Origin of the sequence: Pseudoalteromonas sp. TB51, assembly GCF_000498055.1 — a bacterium.
GTDB classification, from domain to species: Bacteria; Pseudomonadota; Gammaproteobacteria; order Enterobacterales; family Alteromonadaceae; genus Pseudoalteromonas; species Pseudoalteromonas atlantica.
On sequence record NZ_AUTO01000323.1, the window covers coordinates 1 to 23,112 of the forward strand.

At 42.3% G+C, this 23,112-nt stretch carries 21 protein-coding genes and 1 pseudogene; 9 read left to right on the plus strand and 13 right to left on the minus strand.

Annotated features, from left to right (window positions below; all coding sequences use genetic code 11):
- A partial coding sequence (locus L650_RS0120045) for a glycoside hydrolase family 97 catalytic domain-containing protein (RefSeq protein WP_029774180.1) occupies positions 1-669 on the plus strand: 669 nt, incomplete at its 5' end.
- A gap of 45 nt (positions 670-714) precedes the next feature.
- On the opposite strand, the gene envZ is transcribed toward L650_RS0120045, so the two are convergent.
- The gene (gene envZ, locus L650_RS0120050) at positions 715-2,031 is read right to left on the minus strand and encodes a two-component system sensor histidine kinase EnvZ (protein ID WP_029774181.1); all 1,317 of its coding nucleotides are present in this window, start codon (positions 2,029-2,031) and stop codon (positions 715-717) included.
- A gap of 5 nt (positions 2,032-2,036) precedes the next feature.
- Positions 2,037-2,756, minus strand: a complete 720-nt coding sequence (ompR, locus tag L650_RS0120055; RefSeq protein WP_004587537.1) for a two-component system response regulator OmpR — start codon at positions 2,754-2,756, stop codon at positions 2,037-2,039.
- Between the two features lie 450 nt (positions 2,757-3,206).
- On the opposite strand from ompR, the gene greB reads away from it, so the two are divergent.
- From greB to L650_RS0120075, 4 genes are all read left to right on the plus strand, one after another.
- Positions 3,207-3,680: a transcription elongation factor GreB gene (gene greB / locus L650_RS0120060; RefSeq protein ID WP_029774182.1), complete on the plus strand. Its 474-nt coding sequence runs from the start codon at positions 3,207-3,209 to the stop codon at positions 3,678-3,680.
- A gap of 132 nt (positions 3,681-3,812) precedes the next feature.
- Positions 3,813-4,124, plus strand: coding sequence for a hypothetical protein (locus L650_RS0120065; RefSeq protein ID WP_029774183.1), 312 nt, complete (start codon positions 3,813-3,815; stop codon positions 4,122-4,124).
- A gap of 50 nt (positions 4,125-4,174) precedes the next feature.
- Entirely contained in the window at positions 4,175-4,756 is a 582-nt protein-coding gene (locus L650_RS0120070) for a CBS domain-containing protein (protein ID WP_029774184.1), read from the plus strand.
- A 211-nt stretch (positions 4,757-4,967) separates the two neighbouring features.
- Positions 4,968-7,289, plus strand: coding sequence for a Tex family protein (locus tag L650_RS0120075; RefSeq protein ID WP_029774185.1), 2,322 nt, complete (start codon positions 4,968-4,970; stop codon positions 7,287-7,289).
- 83 nt (positions 7,290-7,372) lie between these two features.
- Here L650_RS0120075 and L650_RS0120080 read toward each other — a convergent pair whose 3' ends face one another.
- The 3 genes from L650_RS0120080 to bioH form a co-directional block, all read right to left on the minus strand.
- On the minus strand, positions 7,373-8,233 hold the full coding sequence (locus tag L650_RS0120080; RefSeq protein ID WP_029774186.1) for a putative metalloprotease CJM1_0395 family protein: 861 nt from the start codon (positions 8,231-8,233) through the stop codon (positions 7,373-7,375).
- 5 nt (positions 8,234-8,238) lie between these two features.
- The gene (locus L650_RS0120085; RefSeq protein ID WP_004588240.1) at positions 8,239-8,547 is read right to left on the minus strand and encodes a hypothetical protein; all 309 of its coding nucleotides are present in this window, start codon (positions 8,545-8,547) and stop codon (positions 8,239-8,241) included.
- 89 nt (positions 8,548-8,636) lie between these two features.
- Positions 8,637-9,374: a pimeloyl-ACP methyl ester esterase BioH gene (gene bioH, locus L650_RS0120090; protein ID WP_029774187.1), complete on the minus strand. Its 738-nt coding sequence runs from the start codon at positions 9,372-9,374 to the stop codon at positions 8,637-8,639.
- Between the two features lie 73 nt (positions 9,375-9,447).
- On the opposite strand from bioH, the gene L650_RS0120095 reads away from it, so the two are divergent.
- Positions 9,448-10,125, plus strand: coding sequence for a ComF family protein (locus L650_RS0120095; RefSeq protein WP_029774188.1), 678 nt, complete (start codon positions 9,448-9,450; stop codon positions 10,123-10,125).
- An 8-nt stretch (positions 10,126-10,133) separates the two neighbouring features.
- Here the strand turns inward: L650_RS0120095 and L650_RS0120100 are convergent, their stop codons facing one another.
- Positions 10,134-12,668 carry a M14 metallopeptidase family protein gene (locus L650_RS0120100; protein WP_174380557.1) on the minus strand — a complete coding sequence of 845 codons (2,535 nt, stop codon included), beginning with the start codon at positions 12,666-12,668 and terminating at the stop codon, positions 10,134-10,136.
- 146 nt (positions 12,669-12,814) lie between these two features.
- On the opposite strand from L650_RS0120100, the gene nfuA reads away from it, so the two are divergent.
- A complete protein-coding gene (nfuA, locus tag L650_RS0120105; protein WP_029774190.1) occupies positions 12,815-13,390 on the plus strand; it encodes a Fe-S biogenesis protein NfuA in 576 nt (191 codons plus the stop codon).
- 6 nt (positions 13,391-13,396) lie between these two features.
- Complete coding sequence (locus L650_RS0120110; RefSeq protein ID WP_029774191.1) at positions 13,397-13,666, plus strand: hypothetical protein; 270 nt, start codon at positions 13,397-13,399, stop codon at positions 13,664-13,666.
- Between the two features lie 9 nt (positions 13,667-13,675).
- Here the strand turns inward: L650_RS0120110 and L650_RS0120115 are convergent, their stop codons facing one another.
- Entirely contained in the window at positions 13,676-14,947 is a 1,272-nt protein-coding gene (locus L650_RS0120115) for an MATE family efflux transporter (protein ID WP_029774192.1), read from the minus strand.
- A 42-nt stretch (positions 14,948-14,989) separates the two neighbouring features.
- On the opposite strand from L650_RS0120115, the gene L650_RS0120120 reads away from it, so the two are divergent.
- The gene (locus L650_RS0120120; RefSeq protein ID WP_029774193.1) at positions 14,990-16,015 is read left to right on the plus strand and encodes a polysaccharide deacetylase family protein; all 1,026 of its coding nucleotides are present in this window, start codon (positions 14,990-14,992) and stop codon (positions 16,013-16,015) included.
- A gap of 3 nt (positions 16,016-16,018) precedes the next feature.
- Here the strand turns inward: L650_RS0120120 and L650_RS0120125 are convergent.
- The 6 genes and pseudogenes from L650_RS0120125 to L650_RS0120150 form a co-directional block, all read right to left on the minus strand.
- Positions 16,019-16,988, minus strand: a pseudogene (locus L650_RS0120125) (protein-glutamate methylesterase/protein-glutamine glutaminase).
- An 8-nt stretch (positions 16,989-16,996) separates the two neighbouring features.
- On the minus strand, positions 16,997-17,620 hold the full coding sequence (gene cheD / locus L650_RS0120130; protein WP_029774194.1) for a chemoreceptor glutamine deamidase CheD: 624 nt from the start codon (positions 17,618-17,620) through the stop codon (positions 16,997-16,999).
- The gene (locus tag L650_RS0120135; RefSeq protein ID WP_029774195.1) at positions 17,604-18,434 is read right to left on the minus strand and encodes a CheR family methyltransferase; all 831 of its coding nucleotides are present in this window, start codon (positions 18,432-18,434) and stop codon (positions 17,604-17,606) included. The genes cheD and L650_RS0120135 overlap by 17 nt, the downstream gene beginning before the upstream one ends.
- 60 nt (positions 18,435-18,494) lie before the next feature.
- Entirely contained in the window at positions 18,495-21,200 is a 2,706-nt protein-coding gene (locus L650_RS0120140) for a methyl-accepting chemotaxis protein (RefSeq protein WP_029774196.1), read from the minus strand.
- A 48-nt stretch (positions 21,201-21,248) separates the two neighbouring features.
- A complete protein-coding gene (locus L650_RS0120145; protein ID WP_029774197.1) occupies positions 21,249-21,734 on the minus strand; it encodes a chemotaxis protein CheW in 486 nt (161 codons plus the stop codon).
- The coding region (locus L650_RS0120150) for a chemotaxis protein CheA (RefSeq protein ID WP_223230614.1) at positions 21,731-23,112 on the minus strand (1,382 nt) is incomplete at its 5' end. The genes L650_RS0120150 and L650_RS0120145, both read right to left, overlap by 4 nt.

Here is a 23,112-nt window from a genome sequence, read left to right on the forward strand (position 1 = left end):
AAAGACACAGGCCTGCGTCGTACCTACCCAAATTGGATTGCCCGCGAAGGGGCACGCGGCCAAGAGTTTAATGCATGGGGCACGCCGCCCAACCCACCAGAGCACATTCCTATGCTGGCGTTTACCCGTATGCTGGCAGGGCCTATGGACTTTACCCCTGGCATTTTCGATATGGGCTTTAATGGCTTAGGCGATGATACAAACCGCCCACAAACAACGCTTGCCAAGCAGCTTGCACTTTATGTTGTGCTGTATAGCCCAATTCAAATGGCCGCCGACTTACCTAAAAACTATTTAGCCAAGCCTGATGCATTTCAATTTATTCAAGACGTACCAACCGATTGGCAGCAAAGTATTGCGCTTGATGGCGAAGTGGGCGACTTTATTGTTTTTGCCCGTAAAGAGCGCAAACGCGATAAATACTCAGGAAACGATTGGTACTTAGGCGCCGTAACCGACGAGAAAGCCCGAACTATTGAGGTAAAACTCGACTTTTTAGAAAAGGGTAAAAAGTTTGAAGCGCACATATACCAAGACGGTAAAAACGCTGAATGGAAAAACAATCCGTACGATTTAGATATCGAAAAGCGCGTAGTTAGCGCAAACGACAAGCTAACTTTAAAACTAGCCACAAGTGGTGGTACAGCAATCCGCTTTAAAGCACTCTAAGTTTTAGCACTATTAACGTTATGGAAATAGCCAACTCTGCACAGCTTACTGTGCAGAGTTTTGTATTTTTATAGGTAAATAAATTTGTGCACTTAGGCCGCCTTCTGGGCGGTTTTCTAGCTTAACTTTACCATCGTGCATATCAATAATACGCTTAATAATGGCAAGGCCTAAACCACTCCCCTCACTACCACGCGCGGTATCACCTTGTTTAAAAGGCTCAAACACCGATTCTAGTTCGCTTTCTGGTATACCGGGGCCGTTATCGTTTACCGCTATCACAACGTATTTTTTGTTTGAATTAAAGTAGCTTAATACTTCTATATCGCCGTCGGAATAACGCAGCGCGTTTTCAATCATGTTAGTAATTACACGCTTAATAGCCACACTACTTAACGGAATAAGCCCCACGCTGGGGTTGCCTTTAAAGGTAATAGCGCGTTGCTGTTTAAGCTCACAATTAACCACTTCAGTCACTAGCGCGTTTATATCTTCGCAAGCAAGCTCATCTGTTTTGTGGTGGCGTAAATACTCAATAAATTGATCGATAATGCCGTTCATATCTTCAATATCGTAAATGATGCCTTCGCGAAGGTAGTCATCTTCATCATTCATCATTTCGGTGGCAAGGCGGATACGAGTAAGCGGAGTGCGTAAATCGTGAGAAACACCGGCCATGAGTAAACGGCGATCGTTTTCAAGAGCGGCAATACCGCGCGACATTTGGTTAAATGCACGGGTAACTTCTATAACTTCACTGGAGCCTTCTTCTTCAAGCTTACTACTAAAATCGCCCTTACCCACTTTCACGGCTGCTTGCTGCAACGCCTTTAATGGGCGGTTTAAGTGCCGAGCAAATAGCCAGCCGCCTAACACACTTAAAAAACCAATACTTGATAAGTAAAACGTTAAAAATTCAAGGTTATTTTCTTGATACCCGCTAAGCGGTACTTTTACCCAGTAACCGGGTGCTTGCGGCGCTTCTACCCAATAAATCAGCGGGTCGGTTTGACTAATACGCACCCGAGCAGAACCATTTAATTGCTCAGACATACTACGCGACAGCATCGAGTATTCTCGGGTTTGACCCAGCCCTTGGCGCATTGCCTCGCGCTGCGTCATCACTTCTATACCTGTAATTTCAAAAAACTTTTCAGACACTTCGTCGTTGATTTCTACGCCGTCTTCCCAGTCTATAAATACCGTTTTAATTTGCTTAGCGAGCATTAAATTTACTTGCTCTATGGTTGGTTTTACAACGTAAAAGCTCACCGTTACATACGACACTATTTGGTTAATTAGCAGTAAAGCGGCCACTAAAAATACAGTTTGGCCAAACGCACTACGCGGAAAAAATCCCATATAAACTACTTATCACCGTCAGGAACAAACACATAACCCAAACCCCATACAGTTTGAATATAGCGCGGGTTGGCAGCATCTACTTCTATCATGCGGCGCAGTCGCGATACTTGCACATCAATACTGCGCTCAAGCGCACTGTAATCTCGCCCACGGGCAAGGTTCATTAGTTTATCGCGGCTCAGTGGCTCGCGCGGGTGCGATACAAGCGCTTTAAGTACGGCAAATTCACCGCTGGTGAGTGAAATGGTTTTATCGCCCTCGCTCATTTCGCGCGTGGCTAAATTAAGCGTAAATTGCCCAAAGGCTATTAAGTTTTCTTCCGCTGCGGGTGCGCCCGGTACTTCTTTGGCGCGGCGGCGTAAAATAGCTTTTATGCGAGCCAGTAATTCGCGCGGATTAAACGGTTTCGGGATGTAGTCGTCTGCGCCTAGCTCAAGGCCTATAATACGGTCGACCTCATCGCCTTTTGCTGTCAGCATCACAATAGGAATTTCGTTTTCTTTTTGGCGTAGCCGACGGCAAATAGATAAACCATCTTCGCCTGGTAGCATTAAATCAAGCACCATTAAGTGAAAGTTCTCTCGCTCAATAAGTCTATCCATTTGCTCTGAGTTTGCGGCGGTTCTAACAATAAAGCCTTGCTCTACTAAATAACGCTCTAGTAAGCTGCGCAGGCGCATATCGTCATCTACAACTAATACTTTTGTGGTTTCGTGTCCCATTGCGTGTTTCTTATTTTTATTTCCAATTAATAGTTAATATAAATGAAAAACTTAATAATCAAAATCTAATTGCGCGCTTAGATTGTTACTGAACATTTCAAAGTTATAATATTAGGGCGTGTTGACCTTTGCGGATTGAAATTTGTTCAATCTAGGGGCGATTAAATTGCGGCGCGAGCTTTGTAACCTAGTGGGCTAAGTAAAAACCGAGTAACAAAGAGTTTATCGCCCCTAGGCAGAACCCGAAGGGCAGCGCATGTTTGGCATTTATGCTGCGTTATCACCTATTTATGGGGAATAACCACACTTCATAGGCTCTGCCTTGCCTAAAAACCAAACATACTGCTGCAAATTCGACCATCAAAGAACAACACGCCCTAAAGTTTACACTCGACAAATTTTAGCAATTTTAATAACGTGCACAGCATTAGAGTTAATGAATAAAAGCCCATGAAAACAAATTTAATAACCCGCGAAGGTTACTTACAATTACAGCAAGAGCACGACCATTTATGGAACGTTAAACGCCGTGAAGTCACTAAAATAGTGAGCTGGGCGGCAAGCCTTGGCGATCGCTCAGAAAACGCAGACTATCAATATAATAAACGCTTACTGCGCCAAATTGATCGTCGTGTTCGGTATTTGCGCAAACGCCTACCCGGTTTAAAAGTTATTGATTACTCGCCGCAGCAAGACGGTAAAGTATTTTTTGGCGCATGGGTAGAAATAGAAAACGAGCAAGGCGAGGTTAAAAAATTTAGAATTGTAGGGCCTGATGAAATATACGACCGTAAAGACTACATATCAATTGACTCACCTATGGCGCGCGCCCTGATAAAAAAACAAGTAGATGATGAGTTTGAGGTACCTACACCGCAAGGTAAAAAGGAATGGTATGTAAATAGTATTGAATATCAAAAATAGTCCCCCATAACATTATTAATAAATAACTACTTTGATTCAGATCAGGTAAATTTTTTATTGTGTAATATATCTCATTAGGATATATATTGGTTTAGCAGGTTTATCTTTAACCTGATTTTTAAGGTAGTGGCTATGTCAAACTTAGTACAGCGCATATGTAGTAATGCCGTATTGTTTGCACTTTTAATGAGTGTGAGTTTGACTCTGCATGCCAATACCACCGAAGTAAGTATAGATAACGCCAGTGTATCTAATCATTTTATCGCTTGTGAATTTCCTGACCAAGCAACCCCCGACATTGACTTAGATTCTCATGTTAATGCATTTGCTATTAGGTTGTTTCAACCGCTACCTAATGCTGTTTCATCTTTTTACCAAAGTACAAACCTATACCGTCCTTTTAGTACGGCATATCAACGTGGTCCACCTAGCTATTTAATTTAATTCACAATTTTACTTTTTGATTAAATTTTATAACTAATAAGGTGACTACTATGTCTAACTTTAAAGAATTACGTACCCAAAATATTTCTCATGGCGTTATTGCAAGCACGTTTGAAGATCAACAAGCCACTATTGATTTAACATCTCCGGCTTTAACCGTAATCAATAACTTTACCCAAAAAACGCCAATTCGCGCTCAATACTACACTCCTATCAGCGAGGCGCTTAAACAAGTACTAGCAGAGCACTCTGACTATGTATTGGTGACTGATGATGCGCAAAAATTAATTGGTATTGTTTCAAGTGCCGACCTACAAAGCGCTAAAATTACGGCCATTGCACAGCGTTTAAATACCAGCCGCAATGAAGTGAGCTTACGCTACATTATGACACCTATTAGCCAACTTAATGGCGTAAGTATGCAAAGCCTAAGCTATGCAAGTATTGGCGATGCACTACAAACAATGGAGCATCAAGGCAGCATGTTTTTATTAGCAACAACCACTAATAACGAAATATGCGGGTTAATTTCGGCGCGTCAAATAGCTAAAACGTTACACATTCCAGTGCATATTACCCCTATTGCTCACACGTTTAGTGATGTTTTAGAAAGCGTAGAGCACCCTTACTAAAGCGCGCTTTTACGCTTTGTAAGCTCAGCCAAGCCAACCATCTTAAAGCAAGCAAAATTGCTTGCTTTAAGAGCTTTTTATTACAACCTGCTGTGATATTATTCAACTAATAAATACCTGCCAAACTCATTAAATAGCAACTTTAATAAGCTGGGTATAACAGTACCAGAGGGATTTTCTGGTTTTATTTTTTGTATTAAAAGGTTTATGCATGAGCGATATCTCTGCACGTTTAGCCACTGAGCTAAATGCACAACAGCAACAAGTTGTTGCTGCTACAAAATTACTTGATGAAGGCGCAACGGTTCCTTTTATTGCGCGTTACCGTAAAGAAATTACCGGTGGATTAGACGACACGCAATTACGCCTTTTAGAGCAACGTTTGTCGTACTTGCGCGAGCTTGAAGAGCGCCGCAGCTTTATTTTATCAACCATCGAATCGCAAAATAAATTAACGCCAGCACTGAGTGCCGATATTACCAGCGCACAAAGTAAAACTGAGCTTGAAGATTTATACCTTCCTTATAAAGCTAAACGCCGTACCAAAGGGCAAATAGCCATTGAAGCAGGCCTTGAGCCACTTGCCGATGCGCTATTTAACGACGCAAACTTAGAGCCAGAACAACAAGCGCAGCAGTTTATAAATGCCAACAAAGGCATTGCTGATACCAAAACAGCCCTTGATGGCGCTAAATTTATTTTAATGGAACGCTTTGCAGAAGATGCCAAGTTATTAGCTAAATTTAGAAGCCACATTAGCCAACACGGCGCTATACAAAGCACACTTATTGACGGCCAAGAGCAAGCCGGTAGCAAATACCGCGACTACTTTGACCATCAAGAACCTCTTAAAAAGGTCCCTTCTCACCGCGCACTTGCTATGTTGCGCGCGCGTAACGAAGGTATTTTGCAGCTGAGTATTAACCCAGAGCCAAGCAGCGAAAATGCAGCCCAGCTATGCGCGCAAATGATTGCTGATCACTACCGTTTAGATGTGAAATATAAAGCAGCTAGCGCATGGCTATTAAGTGTTGTGCAGTGGGCATGGAAAATAAAGCTTGGCCTACACCTAGAAAATGAATTTTTAGCAGCCATGCGAGAAAAAGCCGAAACCGGCGCTATAGATGTATTTGCTAAAAACTTAAAAGACTTACTTATGGCCGCCCCTGCTGGGCCGCGTACCACGCTTGGTCTAGATCCTGGTTTGCGAACTGGCTGTAAAATTGCCGTAGTTGATGGCACAGGTAAATTGCTTACAACCCAAACTATTTTCCCCCACGCACCACAAAATCACTGGGAAAAATCGTTACGTACATTAGAGCAACTATGTCGCCAGCATAAAGTAGAACTTATTGCGATTGGTAACGGAACCGCATCACGCGAGTCTGACAAGCTAGTAGGCGAACTTATTAAGGCCAATGCTGAGCTTAAATTAAATAAAATTATGGTAAGCGAAGCCGGCGCATCTGTTTACTCTGCGTCTGAATTTGCAGCAAATGAATTTCCTAACTTAGATGTGTCTTTGCGTGGCGCGGTATCTATTGCGCGCCGCCTGCAGGACCCACTTGCCGAGCTTGTTAAAATTGAGCCAAAATCAATTGGTGTAGGCCAATACCAACACGATGTATCGCAAAGTCAATTAGGCCAAACACTAACCGCAGTGGTAGAAGACTGTGTAAACTCAGTGGGTGTTGATTTAAATATGGCCTCGGTACCGCTTCTTACTCGCGTATCGGGGTTAAATAAAACCTTAGCGCAAAATATAGTAAATTACCGCGACACTAACGGCACGTTTACTAAGCGTAGCGAACTTAAAAAAGTTGAGCGTTTAGGACCTAAGGCGTTTGAACAAGCAGCAGGCTTTTTGCGTATTAATCAGGGTAAAGACCCACTTGATAACTCATCAGTTCACCCTGAGGCTTATCCTGTTGTTAAACTTATTTGTGAGCGTAACAACCTTGATGTAAATAGCTTAATAGGCAATAGCGAGTTTTTAAATAAGCTGGTTGCTAATGACTACACCGACGAGAAGTTTGGCTTACCTACCGTTACCGACATCATTAAAGAGCTAGATAAGCCTGGGCGCGATCCTCGTCCTGAGTTTAAAACTGCTGAATTTAAAGCCGGTGTAGAAAAAATCACAGACCTAAAACCCGGTATGATTTTAGAAGGTGTGGTTTCTAACGTTGCTAACTTTGGTGCGTTTGTTGATGTAGGTGTTCACCAAGATGGCCTAGTGCATATTTCGGCAATTACTAATAAGTTTATCTCTGATCCGCGCGAAGTAGTAAAAGCCGGTGACATTGTAAAAGTAAAAGTGGTTGAGGTAGATGCCCCACGTAAACGCATTAGCTTTACTATGCGCTTAGATGATGAAATAGACACAAGCAATAAACCCGCTGCCGCGCCGCAAAAGCAACGCAGTAATCAGGGCCAGCAACCGCGTGCAGCAAAACCAAAGCGCGATAACGGTAACGCCATGATGGGTAATGCCTTTGCCGATGCATTTGCTAATGCAAAGGTAAAAAAATAATACCCTTTTGCTTCATTAAGTGATGACTCCTTAAACTAAAAAGCCGCTCAGTGAGCGGCTTTTTTAATAATGCTTAGCTGGTGTTAACCAAACGCAGAAAAACCACTCTCGTTTTGGGGTGAGCTAGTCATTTGATAAAAATTAGCTATACGGCCAGCTCGTGCGTCTACTTCTGGGTCGCGTGATTGCTCGGTATTAGTATCGCTTTGAGACTCAGCAGTGCTGGTTTCGTTTATTGACAACGCACTTTGTGGCTCTTGTGCTTGCGCTTCATCGTCAGCAGGGGCTGATAATTCAGCTTGCGCTGCGGCCATTTTTTGGGTTGCATCAGCGGCAATGGCTCTATCGGCACTAGAAGGTTCAGCAGGGGCAAGTGCGGCTGCTCGTACCGTTTGCATTTTATCTATAGTGGCTTGCGGATCGCCGGGGATTTCAGATACATCAATTTGTACCTCACCGCCAACAGCGTAATTAGTGCCATCTGGTCCACGTTGGTATTCATAACTTGGTGAGCCTGCATACTGCCCACCCACCGATGCATGAGCTTGTTCGTGCACACGCACTTCAGTATCGCGCGCTTTAAGCTCTTCAATTTGCTGCTGTTCTAATTCTAGCTGTTGCTGAGCTTGCTCTTCTTCGGGGGTGTCTTTGCTTGCTTGTTGGTTTTGTTGCTGTTCGCTATCTAAATCTTCGCTGCCTTGCTGGCGCTGCTCAACAGCTTGCTCATCACTGAGTTTACCGGTTGCATCATAGGTGGCGGCTTCTGCACTGCTTGGCAGTTTTGCTTTATCAGCATCGCTTTGTGCTTTGGTTTCGGTATTACTGGCGCTATTGGGTGCAGGGGCAGGAATAACTTCGCGCAGTTGGTTGTCACGCCGAGCGGTTTCCGTATAAACATTGGCGGTGTTTATATTGATAGACGGAAATGGCGTGACAATATTCATAACGTTTAAACTTTAATATCGATTAGCGTACCAAGCACTTCATCTGCAGTTTGAATAGATTGCGTGTTTGCCTTGGCATTAAACTCTTCAACTTTTAAATTAACAAGCGCTTCGTCAACCCGAGCTGGTTGTGCAACAGGCGCTGTTACAGCCTCTTCAGGTCGCGCAGCTGTTAACTGGCGCTGTTGGGCTAGTTGCGTATCGTCTTGCTCTTCAATGGTGGCACGGTTTATCTCTGCGCTTGCTCGCTCTATACCTTGGCTTGCACGATTAAACCCTTCTACACCACTATTAAATACTGAACCAATAGCCATGCTGTACCTCCAAAAAATAAATATTGTTTAATTATCGCTCACTTCATGGGCAAAATAAAGCTTTAAACAGTACCTTTCTTTAGGCTATTTTAAAGCATTGATTTAACGGCAGATAAAAACTCTTTTTTATGAGAAATAAATGGTGCATGGGAGGCTTTATCTAGTACTTCGTATTCAAACTCAGTATTTAGAGCTGCCATTTTATTAATTGCTTTGTAAGGTACCAGCGCATCTAAACGGCCAAATATCGCTTTTATAGGCACTGGGCAATGCGCAAACACGTTGCGTAAATCATCATTTTGTAAAATATTTAAACCCGCACTTAACGCCTCACTTTTAGGGGCGTTGTACTGATTTAGCAAGTGCTTTAGCTGCTTTATATCATCGCGTGCCGACTCACTACCCATGGCCTGAATAGCTAAAAAGCGCTCTATGGTTTTTTCTCGGTGATTAACTAATTGCTCTTTAAATTGCTCAAGCACGCTGGCTTTTATTCCAGGCCAATCATCTGCCTCGGCAAAAAAAGGGCTTGAGGCAACTAAAATTACTTTTGATACTTTATTTGGCCAATGTTTAGCAATATAAAGAGCAAACAATCCTCCTAGCGACCAGCCCATTAAAATAGAGCCAGAGCTAAGTTGCTCGCTTACGATTTCAGCTGCATCGTGTAAATTATAAGGGCTTGGGCAGCTATTGCTGTTGCCAAAGCCAGGCAGGTCAATGCTGCGCACCGAGCCACTGCATAAAAACGTTAACTCTGGCTGCACTAATTGCCATACGCCTTGGTTCATGCCCCAACCATGTAATAAAACTAACTCGCTTTGCATATTTGCCTAACCTTAACCAAACTTAGCCACATCATAACGCTTACATTGACGAAAGCAACGCAAGGAGCAGCCAATGCAACACTCATTTTTTAATTGGTTATTTCCCTCTTATTGCGTGCAATGTCAGGGAGTTATTAGTGCTCAAGAGGGGTTGTGCGACTATTGCTTAACGGATTTAAGCGTGTTTGATTTAAATAAGCACAGTAATTTATTGCACCGCCCGGATATTGTAGAAATGTTTCCGCATTGCGAGTTTGATAAGCTCTTTGCCTGTGCTTTTTATCAACCCCCTTTTGAGCATTGGCTTAAACGGCTCAAATTTAATAATCAAATTCACTATAAAAAAGCGCTGCAACAAGTAATTAAACGCCAGCTAACGGTGTTTTTTGAAAATTTAACTACCCAGCCCGACATAGCGATTATTTTACCTTTGCACCGAGGGCGCTTTTTAACACGCGGGTTTAATCAGGTAAGCCAAGTGTGGCAACCGTGTTTGGCAAAACATATTTGTATAAGTAATGCGCTAATACGCAATAAAGCCACGCAAGCACAGTCACTATTATCTAGAGCTAAGCGGATTAAAAATGTAAAAAATGCCTTTGTATGTACACAAGATATGAGCGGTAAAACGGTGGTTATTGTAGATGATGTAATGACCACAGGCGCCACGCTCAACGCGGCTACCCGAGTATTAAAACAAGCGGGCGCTAAACAAGTCTGGGCTTTTGCTACGTGTTTAACGCCACTTTAAAGGGGTAGTTAATCACCTCTTACTCTAAATGTGTGACCAAAAAATAAAGCATTACTGAGTAATCGGCTTGTGCCGTACCAATATCCTCTAAATACAGGGTTATCTGTCATCGCAATAACACTGCCACGCCCGTATGAGTGGGCCATCATGGCTGCTGCACCGGCAATTTGCTGCTCATTTACGCCATCGGTAAACCCTGCTAATAGTGGTTTTTGCGGGTAAGTGAGTATGTTTACAAACGGGGCGGATGATTTTTCTAATAACCAGGTGCTATTTTTAAATACAGGCAGCGTTTCGCGATTAAGCGAAAACGTTAGTGGATGCGTGGTGTCTACATCGGTATTAAAAATAGCGCCGGCTATACGTTGTCGTCCAGCTAAATGATCTTTATCTGCGTAATTTAGCCCTTGAGTATTAAAAGCGCTGGCTACATCTTGCCTAGATAAATAATTAGCCTTGAGTAATTGCTGATCAGCTAAAAATTTAGCGCCGCCTTTGTGACCCCAAATTACGCCGCCTTTTCTTACCCAGCTTTTAATGGCAACTTTATCGCTATCGGGTAAGCCCGAATAATTGCCATTAGCTAGTACAATGTGGCTGTAATTATTTAAATCTAGGCTACCTAAACGCTCCATTTCTACTATGGTCGGAGAAATACCAACAAAGCGGTCAAGGTAATACCATACTTCACCCGCTTCGTATTGGCTTACGCCTTTACCGCCCACAAGCAGTACTTTTGGCTCNGAGCCTAAATCGGCGCCTTTCCCTGTAAGGCCCGTGGTAATAGGCTTTATCGCAATACCAAACTGGGTTTGAGCATCGTTTAAAATAGCCACCCAATCAGGGTTTGTTTGCAGCCCTGCGGGGACAATAATGCTGCCAGGTGCAAAGTCTATTTCGGTGGTGCTGCTTTTAGCTGTTAAGGCGCTTAACGCGACACGCGCTTTAATGCCTTGCTTTAGCAAGCTATTTAGCATTTTAGGCGCTAAGTAATCGTCCCAGGCAAAGCCAAATGCATAACTTTGCTTTAACGCAGCAAATGATGGTTTAACTGCTTTTTGCCACGCAGTGCTGGCTACTTCTAAGCCCCAACTACTTTTTACTTGTGCAAACTCTAAATTAAAAGCGTGGGCGAGTGTCCAGCCCGACACATCATAAAATGTGTTATCGGCAAAACTTTTTTGCTCACTAAAAATAGCTTTTACTAAACGAAACTGTGGCTGAGCTAACGGCACAAAATAACTCTGGGTGCTAAAGTTTTTGCCATTGGCTTTTAGCGCTTTTGTAAGTGGATAGGCATTAATTTGATGCTGCTTTAACAGGTTTAAAAATAGTTTAATCCGGGTGTTGTCTTTAGCGCCCTCAACCACATAGCCTTCAAAACTTTCATCATCAGCTAAATCAACTGCTTGGTTATAAAATTTAGCCTGATAGGTTAATAGCGCCTCGCGGTTATCTACCGCTGCTTTAAAGGTTGATAGGCTTGTTAATAACTGATTTTTAATAGTAAAAGGAAACGTAAGCGTACCATTTATGGTTTCTTGTACATGTCCACGCGAGCTGGCTTGCTCAAATAAAATACCTATACCGCCGTTTACATCGGGGTAGGTTGAACCCTTGCCGTAATAAAAGTCGTCAAAGCTTTCTTCGGTAAAATAAAGGGCATTATTTTTATCTAAAGTTTTAGCATGGTAATTGGCTATAGCTTTAGTAAGCGTTACGTTTTCATCTGGGGTAATTGGGTGCTTGCGACTGGCAATGCCAGGTTGAAAAAAGTAGCTGCTGTTTGGCCCCATTTCATGAAAGTCGGTAAGAATATTTGGCTTCCATTGATGAAATTTAGCAATGCGTGCACGCGACTCTGGGTGTTGTAGTAATAACCAATCGCGGTTTAAATCAAACCAATAGTGATTTGTACGGCTACTTGGCCAGCTTTCTACGTGTTCACGCGTTTTAGGGTCGCTTGATAAGTTCATCCCCCGATTACTATTAGCCCAATTAGCAAAGCGAGCCAAGCCATCGGGGTTAAGTGATGGGTCGAGCAAAATAACGGTATTATTTAATAGTTTTTCTATTTCTGGGCCTTGCGCTGCAGCAAGGTAATACGCAACCAATAAAGCGGCATTGCTGCCTGATGACTCATTGCCATGCACACTGTATCCCATCCAAACTACAGCAGGCTCATTTTGTGTGTTTTTAGCTTGCTCACTGTTTGTTAAACGGGCTAAGTGCGCTTGGCGAATTTGCTCTAAGTTAGCTAGTTTTTCAGCGCTGCTAATACTTAGCATCACAAGCGGACGTTGCTCGTGTGTGCGCCCTATTACTTCAAAATTTATACGATTACTTTTTTGCGCTAGAATTTCCATGTAACGCACCAGTTGGTCGTGCCTTACATGCCACTCACCTACTTCGTAACCAAGTACGTCTTGTGGGGTGGGTATTGTTTTATCAAACTCTACATCTTGTTCAAAATAATACGAAAGTGGTTTTGCCATACTTGAAAAGCTAAGTATTGCCACCATTATAGTTACTATCCAGCGCATATAAATCACTCTAAAAATGTTTGTTATTTGCACGCTAGCATTGCTAAAAATAGATGCCAACTTTTTACGCTCAACACTAGCCGCAACACGATGAGCGGAGTATGATATGCAGTATCCGAGTAATTTAGTCAAGTATAGACGGTTTTATGATTTCTATTTCCGAAACAGCACAAGCGCATTTTGCTAAACTTTTAGCAGATCAAGCACAACAAACTAATATTCGTGTGTTTGTTGTAAACCCTGGTACATCACAAGCGGAATGTGGTGTTTCTTATTGCCCAGAAGACGCCGTAGAAGACAGCGATATTCGTCTTAACTTTAATGGTTTTGATGCCGTAGTAGATACAGAAAGCGCCCCTTTTTTAGAAGAAGCTGAAATTGATTTTGTTACCGACAAAATGGGCACTCAGTTAACTTTAAAAGCGCCTAATGCAAAGGCACGTAAACTAGGCGATAACGCATCGCTAAATGAGCGTGTTCAACACATGCTAGAAACCGAAGTAAACCCACAGCTAGCTAACCACGGTGGCCAAGTAAGCCTAGTTGAAGTAACCGCTGAAGGTATTGCAGTACTTCAATTTGGTGGTGGTTGTAATGGCTGCTCTATGATCGATGTAACGCTTAAAGAAGGCATCGAGAAAGAAATGATTGCAAAGTTTGAGGAAATCACCGGTGTTGCCGACATTACCGAGCACCAAGCGGGCGATCACTCTTATTACTAAGCAATAATGTTAAAGCCGCTTATTTATCGCTTAGGGAGTAACCCTAAGTTGAGTTTAACGCGCTTTTTTCGCGGCTTAGCACTGTTTGTGCTAGCCGTGATATTTATTGCCCTTGGCTACTACACCCACTTTAGTTTACAAATTATAGGTGTGGTTATTTTAATCCCGGCATTATTTTTTGCTGCATGGGGTTATAGCGGTATTTTTGCCAATCGTTTCTCGCAAGTTTTAAAAGATATGGGGCCAAAAGATCACGACCCCGACCTATGGAAATGACACGTTCGCTTAATCTAGCAGCTGATTAGTTGCTTTTAACTGCAAATACTTAATAATTAACGTAACGCCGCGCATAAGCATAAAGCAACTCATAGCCAGCCATAACGCATTATTTTGCCACTCTATAAACACCCAAAACACCCCAAAAAAGCCAACAGCAGCTGAAAGAATCATACTGTTACGCATATTTTTTGCCCGTGTAAGCCCTACAAATACGCCATCAAACAAAAAGCAGCTCATTGCTAACATAGGCAATACTATTACCCACGGTAAGTAATTTGTCGCAGCTTCTATTACCTCGGGTACATTGGTTAAAAGCTTAATAATAGCGCTGCCAAATACAGCAAAAAATACGCTGTATAACACGCCAAAAAGCATCCCCCAAAACACACTTATTTTTACCCATAGTCTAATGTTATTAACGCTTCGCTGACCTTTAGCTTGACCAACTTTGGCTTCGCTTGCATAGGCTATTCCATCAAGTGCAAAGCTTACTAACATTAAAAAGTTAAGTAACACGGCATTCGCTGCAAGCGTTGTTTCACCTATGCGGGCGCCATAAAAGGTCATAAAGCTAAAGCATAATTGCAAAATTAAAGAGCGAATAAATATATCTCTATTTAAACTAAGTAGCTCTGCCATTTTGCTAACACTGAGCCAGTTGGGCACGCTTAGCTCCACGCCTTGCTTTTTAGCGAGCTTAATCACTAGTAGCAACGCAAAAGCCAACGCGCTGTAATCTGCAATTAACGACGCCCACGCTGCTCCCGCTACTGCCCAGTCTAAATACACCACAAAATATATATCGAGCACTATGTTGGTAATATTGGTCACTAGCAGCAAGTAAAATGGCCCGCGCCCATAATGTACGCCAAGCATCCAGCCAAGCAGCACTAAATTACAAAGTGCGGCAGGGGCACTAAATATACGAATACTAAAATACTGATATGCTTGAGCAAGAACCTCACTATTTGCGCCTGATAAAAATGCAATGGCATTTTTTATCAAGGGCGATAAGGCAATAAGCGCTAACGCCACACACACGGCAAGCAATAAGCTGCGTTTTAAAAGCGCTGCCAACTGTGTTAAGTTATTTTGCCCGTATGCTTGGGCCACTAACCCTGTGGTGCTCATACGTAAAAAACCGGCGAGCCAAAATAAAATAGAAATAACAGCTGAGCCAAGTGCGATGCCCGCTAAGTAATGTGCGCTACCTAAGTGGCCAATAACAGCGGTATCAACAATTCCTAACAGTGGGACAGTAATATTTGATAATATCATTGGACCCGCTAGCAACAGCAAGCTTTTATGGTGTGCCTTATTATGTTTAAGAAATTGTTTCATTTAGTTTTAATTACTCTCATTTGTTTATCAGTACGTGCTCATGCGGCGGTTATTTTACAGTATCACCATGTAAGCGAAACCCTTCCCGCTGTGACCAGTGTAAGCGCAAATACATTTACCAAGCATTTGAGCTACTTAAAAGAGCATAATTTTAATGTTATTGCGCTAAATGAGCTAATAAGCGCTTTACAACAAGGCAAAACTTTACCTGAGAAAACAGTCGCTATCACCTTTGACGATGGTTACAACAATAACTACGAACAGGCAGCGCCTATTTTAGAAAAATTTGGTTACCCCTATACTATTTTTGTAAACCCTACCCTTATTGATGAAGGCAAAGGCTACGTAATGGGGTGGGATAAATTAAAAGAGCTCGCAGGCAAAGGGGCGTTAATTGCCAATCACACTGCCCAGCATGACTACCTGCATATTAAGCTAAAAGATGAGAGCGATGCACAGTGGCAAGCACGTATTAAACAAGATATTTTGCATTCTCAACAGCGTATTAAAGAAGAAATAGGCCACGATTATAAATACCTAGCGTACCCGTATGGTGAGTTTAATAACAAACTACAAGCGCTTGTAAAAGAGCTTGGCTTTATTGGCATTGGTCAGCACTCAGGCGCTGTAAATAAAAACGCTAACTTTACCCGCTTACCGCGTTTTCCAGCCTCTGGCTTTTACAGTAAATTAGATACGTTAATTACAAAATTAAACTCTCGGGCGTTTAGTATTAAAACCCTAGATTACCAAGACAGTGTAACCTCACAAAACCCACCAACGCTCAGCATTGAGTTTGAAATGGGTGATTTTCATAAAAGTCAGTTTGCGTGTTATGTATCAAGTGTAGGGCAGGCTAAGTTAACTTGGATAAACGACACAACTGTAAAAATTGACTCACCAAAGGCGCTAAATAAAGGCCGTTCACGCTTTAATTGTACCGCCCCTTCTATTGAGCACCCTGGTAGTTACTATTGGTTTTCGCAGCCGTGGGTTATTCAGTAGCAATTACACCTTTATAGCCTGATGCAATAAGCGCTGGGTTACTTTATCAAGCGCAACAATTTCGTGAGCGGCGCCTAAATCAACCGCCGCTTTGGGCATTCCCCACACCACAGAAGAAAACTCATCCTGTGCAATGGTGTAACCACCCGCTTGTTTAATGCTAAGCAACCCCTTTGCTCCATCGCTCCCCATACCGGTTAGTAACGCTNTGGCGGTTAACAGGCTCAGAATCATCAAGCTCGCAATATAAACTTGCCCCTCTTTTTTTTATGCTTAAGTGCAAACCACCTGGGGCTATATAAGCCCATCCCGCAGTGAGCTTGTCGCCGTGCTGCGCTTCTTTTACGTTAATTGCACAGGTGCGGTCCATACGCTGGGCAAACGAGGTACTAAATACCGGAGGAATATGCTGGGTAATCACAATCGCAGGGCAATTGGTGGGCATTTTTATAAGCACTTCTTTTATTGCTTCTGTGCCCCCTGTTGAAGCCCCTATCGCTATTACCTTGTTTAATAAAAATTGTGCATTGCTAGGTAAAGGCTCGCTCACTGTGCTTACCTTTTTAAAACTTCTTACCCTTGCACCTGCTGCCACGCGCACTTTTTGCTGCACAACATATGCATATTGACTCATTTGCTGCTTAACATTCACGGTCGGCTTGGCAATAAAATCCACCGCACCAAGCTCAAGCGCTTCTAAGGTGATAGGCGAGCCTTGCTGGGTTAGTGTAGAAATCATCACAACGGGCATAGGTCTTAAGCGCATTAGGTTTCTTAAAAAGCTAATGCCGTCCATTTTTGGCATTTCTACATCGAGGGTAAGCACATCTGGATTGAGCAATTTAATCATTTCTCGTGCTTGATAAGGGTCTTCAGCACAGCCAACAACCTCGATATCGCTAGCCTGAGATAATATTTCGCTCAGCAAACGCCTTATCAGTGGTGAATCATCTATTATCAGAACTTTAACCATTACGGCTCCTAAAACAGCTCTATGTTAGTCTCGGTGGCTTTATCTTGTTGCTTAAGGTTTTGCAGGTAGCGCACTTCGCGTTTTTCAATTGTGTTGTTGTGCAAATTCTTCAGCTTTTTTACGTGGACTTTGCCCGTATGCGGATGAAAAAAAATTTTTCGAGGCCACGGCCCCCCCATATCTTGTGCAACAAGATTGAGCGACTCTTCCTGAATATACGCATTGGCAAAGCTAATATTACCTATCCCTATGTCGGTCATTGCGCTAATTATTTTGCCGCCACCAAAGAGTTTTATTTTTAAATTTTTTCGCGCAGCACCACCTTTGAGTACTTCATTGATCAGGTATTCCATTGCCCAGTTTCCGTAGCGGCAGCTCAAACTATGGGCACTGTTTAATTCTAGGCCTTTTTTTACTGGCAACATAAAATGATTTACGCCACCTATACCGGCTTTTTCATCGTAAACACACGCGGCTATGCACGACCCAAGCACTGTAGAAATAAGCTCATCATTTTTTGAGACATAAAATTCGCCAGGTAATATTTTTGCCACCACGCTTGTGCGCCCTGCATCCCAGTAACGTTTTATATGTTCAAACCCTGGGAGCACAGGCCTAAACTGTGCGTGCATTGTGTTGCTTTTGATACATGGTTTTCCCTAAATTTTTAAACTCAGAATGCTCTTTTCCCATACTCTCTGAGTGCCCTAAAAACAAATAACCGTCACGATTAAGTGCATTTGCATAACGTCTAAATAAGGTGTCTTTTGTTTCTTTATCAAAATAAATAACCACGTTACGACATAAAATTAAGTCAAACTGCCCTTTCATGGGCCATTCTTGTAAAAGGTTAAGGCGTTTAAAAAAAATGTGTTTATTTAACTGTGGTTTTACTTTATATGTTTGCCCATCTTTGCTTTTTAAAAACCACTTTTTAAGTACATTGTTTTCTAAGCCATTTACATTAGCCGCGGTATAAATACCCGCTTGTGCTTTGGCTAATACATTAGAATCTAAATCGGTTGCTAAAATTTTTACATCCCAAGAACTTGGGAATAAATCGGCAAGGGTTATTGCTAAGCTGTAAGGCTCTTCGCCTGTAGAGCAACCCGCTGACCATACGCGTACTCGTTTTGTTACTTTGTTACTGCTAAGTAACTGCGGCACTATGGTGTTTTTTAAAAACTCAAAGTGGTGGGGTTCTCTAAAAAAGGAGGTTAAGTTAGTGGTAATAGCATTAATAAATGCGTCAAACTCAGCTTCTTTATTATTGTCTAAGTACTCTAAGTATTGAGAAAAGTTTTTAAGTTTATGCTCTCTTACCCTTCTTGCTAAGCGGGAATACACCATTTCGCGTTTATGATCGCCAAGTACAATTCCGCACGCGTTATAAACTAAAGTGGCAATGTCTTTAAAATCTTTATCGGTACATAAAAATTCTTTCATTGTCATACCATCCCTTGTAAAGCAGGCTTGCTAGGGTATTAACTAGCAAGCCAGTAATGACTAAAACTCTTCCCATTCATCTGCTGAGTCTATAAAGTTTTCGCCTTTGGGTTGGGTATTTTTTAAATAGCCACTAGGTTGGCGCGCAGGGGGCGCTGAGCGTTCAAAGTGCGTATTTGGCAATGTGTTTATACCTTGCTGCCCGAGTGAAAAAAAGTGCAATAACTGACGCATCTCGTTTGCTTGCTCAGCCATTGACTCGCCCGCCGCAGACGCTTCTTCTACTAGTGCCGCATTTTGCTGGGTCATTTCATCCATTTGGGCAACCGCTTTATTAACTTGCTCTATGCCTGCGCTTTGCTCTTCAGAGGCCTCGGTTATATCCGAAATCATTTGCGTAACACGTTGTACGCTTGAAACAATTTCTCTGAGTGTTTCGCCCGACTCATTTACAAGCACAGAGCCATCGGTAACTTTTGCAACGCTGTCTCTAATAAGCTCTTTAATTTCTTTGGCTGCTCCAGCTGAGCGCTGCGCTAAATTACGCACCTCACCAGCAACAACGGCAAAGCCACGGCCTTGCTCACCCGCTCTGGCTGCTTCAACGGCGGCGTTAAGTGCCAGTAAATTAGTTTGAAAGGCAATTTCATCAATCACGCCAATAATGTCTGCAATTTTTTTACTCGACTCGTTAATGGCCGACATACTCGTTACAGCTCTATTAACTACTTCACCACCTTGAATTGCTTTCTCGCAGGTTTCTTCGGCTAAATCGTTAGCGACTTTTGCGTTATCTGCATTTTGCCTTACAGTACTGGTCATTTCTTCCATACTTGACGCGGTTTCTTCAAGTGATGAAGCTTGTTCTTCGGTACGCTGGCTTAAATCAGCGTTGCCTTGCGAAATTTCCTCTGCGCCACTGGCTACTAACGTGGCCGATGAGTTAATTCGGTTAATCACATCGGTCAATTTATCTGCTGTGGTATTAGCATCTTGCTTGAGCTTATCGAACGAGCCTTGATACTCTTTTTCTATGCGTTTTGATAGGTCGCCATTGGCCATTGCATCAAGCATTTGCGCGGTATCACTAACGGCATCATCCACAATTTCAACTAAGCTGTTTAAGCCCTGCGCTAAGCGTAAGAAAAAGCCTTCTTTACCTTTTTCATCTACTCGGGTTTCTAAATCGCCATTACCTGCATCGCTGACTAATTGTGCAATTTCTTTTTCTATTGCAACTTCGCCCGTTCTATCTTCCCACTCAACTACGGTGCCTATGCGTTCTTGTTCTGATGTAAAAATAGGGTTTGCAACTAAACCAAAGGTACGCCCGCCTACTTTTATTTCGGCTCGGTAAGTTGTTGTAAGCTTAGCTAGTAGGTTTTGTTGATGAGCCGGATTTTTATGGAATATATCAATGTTTTGCTGCATTAAATTAGTGCTATCAAAGTTAGGCAGCTCCTTTTTCAAATCATCTTCAGCAATACTCATCATCGATTTAACCGCGTTGTTCATGTATACAATTACATTTGAAGCATCAGCTATCATGGTGTTTGTTGCTACGGTATCAAGCGCTTGTTTTACTCGTAAGTTTTCTTGTGCTTCAGCACGTTCTTGTTCTGCTTTTGCTACGCTATCGGTAATATCTTCCCACTCAACAATGGTGCCTAAATGCTTACCTTCATGGTTTATCCACGGTGTAGCAATTAAACTAAAAATAAGCCCCGCTAAACGTAACTCAGTTTTATAAGGTTGTTTTAAGTTTTTTAATAGTTCGCGTTGATGAGCTGGGTGCTTATGAAAATCATCAACACACGTGCCTATTAAATTATCAACAGAAAAACTAGGTAGCACACCTTGCAACTCAGTTTCTCGCGCTTTGAGCATTAACTTAACCTGATCGTTTACAAATACAATATTTAGGTCTTTATCGGCAATCATTACATTGGCTTGGCAAACAGTTAACGCACTTGCTAAATCGGCAGCCTTTTTAGACTCGCGCTCTAGCTGTTTTTGCGCGGTGATATCACTGGCGTATTTAATAACTTTATAAGGCTTGCCGTTTAAATCGAAAATAGGGTTATAAGAGGCTTGAATCCATATTTCTTGCCCTTGTTTGCCTATTCGCATGTACTCGCCCGAGTCGTACTCGCCTCGTCCTAACTTATCCCAAAATTGTTTATACTCGTTTGTTTTAGCGTATTCTGGGTCGACAAATAATTTATGATGCTGGCCTTTTATTTCGCTAAGTTGATAGCCTAAACCATTTAAAAAATTGTCATTGGCAGTAATAATTGTGCCATCAAGATTAAACTCAATCACCGCCTGAGATTTACTAATTGCCTCAAGTTGGCCTTGCGCTTCAGCGGCCTGTTTCTTTTGTTCGGTAATGTCGGTAGCAAATTTAATTACTTTTAGCACTTGCCCTTGGCTATCAATAATTGGGTTATAGGTAGCTTGGATCCATACTTCTCGCCCTCCATTAGCAAGACGCTTAAACTCATTAGAAATAAACTCACCACCGCGCAAGCGTTGCCAAAAATTTTTATACTCGCTGCTCTGTGCTTCATCTGGTTCAACAAACATAGAGTGGTGCTGCCCTTGCACTTCCTCTAAGCGGTATCCCATTGCATTTAAAAAGTTTGAATTAGCCGTAATTATTCTGCCGCTGGGTTCAAACTCAATAACCGCTAATGATTTATTTAATGCATTAACGATTAAGTCATTACTTGATTCTGACTGCTTCGGATTACTAAACCATCCCATGCCCATCACCACCTTTATGTTTGTTTTTGTTGCTACATAGCGCTGTGGCTATATATCCATTGTTCTTTGTAAATCAATTAACGAGACCATTTTTTCGCCCACGTTCACCAACCCTGCGACATATTCACAATTACTCGAATCAGACAGGCTAGGGACGGGCTTGGCGTCTTGCTCTGCAATGCTGTAAACATCTGACACCGCATCTACTGCGATGCCCATTATTTTTGAACCGTTTTCAAAAATAACTTTTACAACAATAACAACCGTTAATGGCCCATATTCAGTGCTTGGCAGGCCAAAACGTAAGCGTAAATCTATTATTGGCACTATGGTGCCGCGAAGGTTTATCACTCCTTTAACAAAATCCGGCGCGTTGGGCAGTACGGTAATTTCTTCCCAGCTCCTGATCTCTTGCACGGTTAATATATCTACGCCGTATTCTTCGCCAGCCATAATAAAGGTTAAAAACTGCTTAACGCCTTGCTGTTGCCCTAAATCAATTTTGTTGTTTAGCTCGCTTTGTTCACTAATCATGAAGCCTCCAGAGGTGTTTTTGATTCTATGATTAGCTCTTGGCTACCTGGTTTTTTAAGCCCTGATAATTTTATTAAGCCGCTAATATCAACAATTAACGATACACGCCCGTCGCCTAAAATAGTTGCTCCAGACACCCCATCTACTTTTTGGTAATTGGCCTCTAAACTTTTTATTACTACCTGCTGCTGCGAAAGTAAGTCATCTACCAGCAAACCCACTTTTTGGTTGTCGGTTTCAACAACCACCAGCAAGGTTTTGTCTAATGACTCTATGGCGTTTTGATGATTAAAAATTTGATATAAGCGTAAAATAGGAATGTATTCGTCACGCAGCCTTAGTACATCTAAGTCTTTACCCACTCGGCTTACTTTAGTGATATCAATCTGTAGTGATTCAACAATAGAAATAAGCGGAATAATATAAGTATGCTGGGCAACTTTAACTAATTGCCCATCTAAAATGGCAAGTGTTAGGGGCAGCCTAATTGTAAAAGTAGAGCCAACGCCAGGCGCTGATGAAACCTCAACCGAGCCATTTAAAGATTGAATATTGCGCTTAACAACATCCATTCCTACACCACGCCCAGATAAGTCGCTAACCGCATCGGCGGTAGAAAAGCCAGGCATAAAAATAAGCTCGTTAATTTCATCATCTGTTAAGTTACAATCAGCGGTGATCAGCTCATTAGCAATGGCTTTTTCTTTAATTTTTTGCGTATTTAAGCCCTGCCCATCGTCCATTATTTCTATCACGATATTACCGCCTTGATGAAAGGCATTTAAGGTCACGGTGCCCACTGGGTCTTTACCTGCGGCAACCCGCTGTTCTATTGTTTCAAGGCCATGGTCGAGCGAATTTCTGACTAGGTGCACCATAGGATCAGATATTTTTTCCATTACCGTTTTATCTAGCTCGGTTTGCTCGCCTAATAATTTTAACTCCACCTGTTTATTTAGTTTTTGCGCTATATCGCGCACTAAACGCGGAAACCGGCTAAATACAAAGTTAATCGGTAACATACGAATACGCATAACATTTTCTTGCAGGTCTCGGGTATTGTGCGCCAGTTGTGCCAAACCTTCTTGTAATGACGTAATGGTTGATTCGCTAATTTCTTGCTCGCTCAACTGATTTAACATGGCTTGTGTTATCACCAACTCACCGACCATATTTATTAACGAGTCTACTTTGTCTATTCCTACTCTTATGGAGGTAGACTCTGGTGCTGATGTTGGCTTTTTATCGGCTGTGGGTTTGCTTTTAGGTTTGTCGGGTGCTTTTTGAGCATCGCTAATAGGCGGTGTTTGAGCTGTGCTATCGCTGCTCTTTTCATCAGCGTTTGCGGTGTGAGACGTGTCTTCATCAAATAACCCGC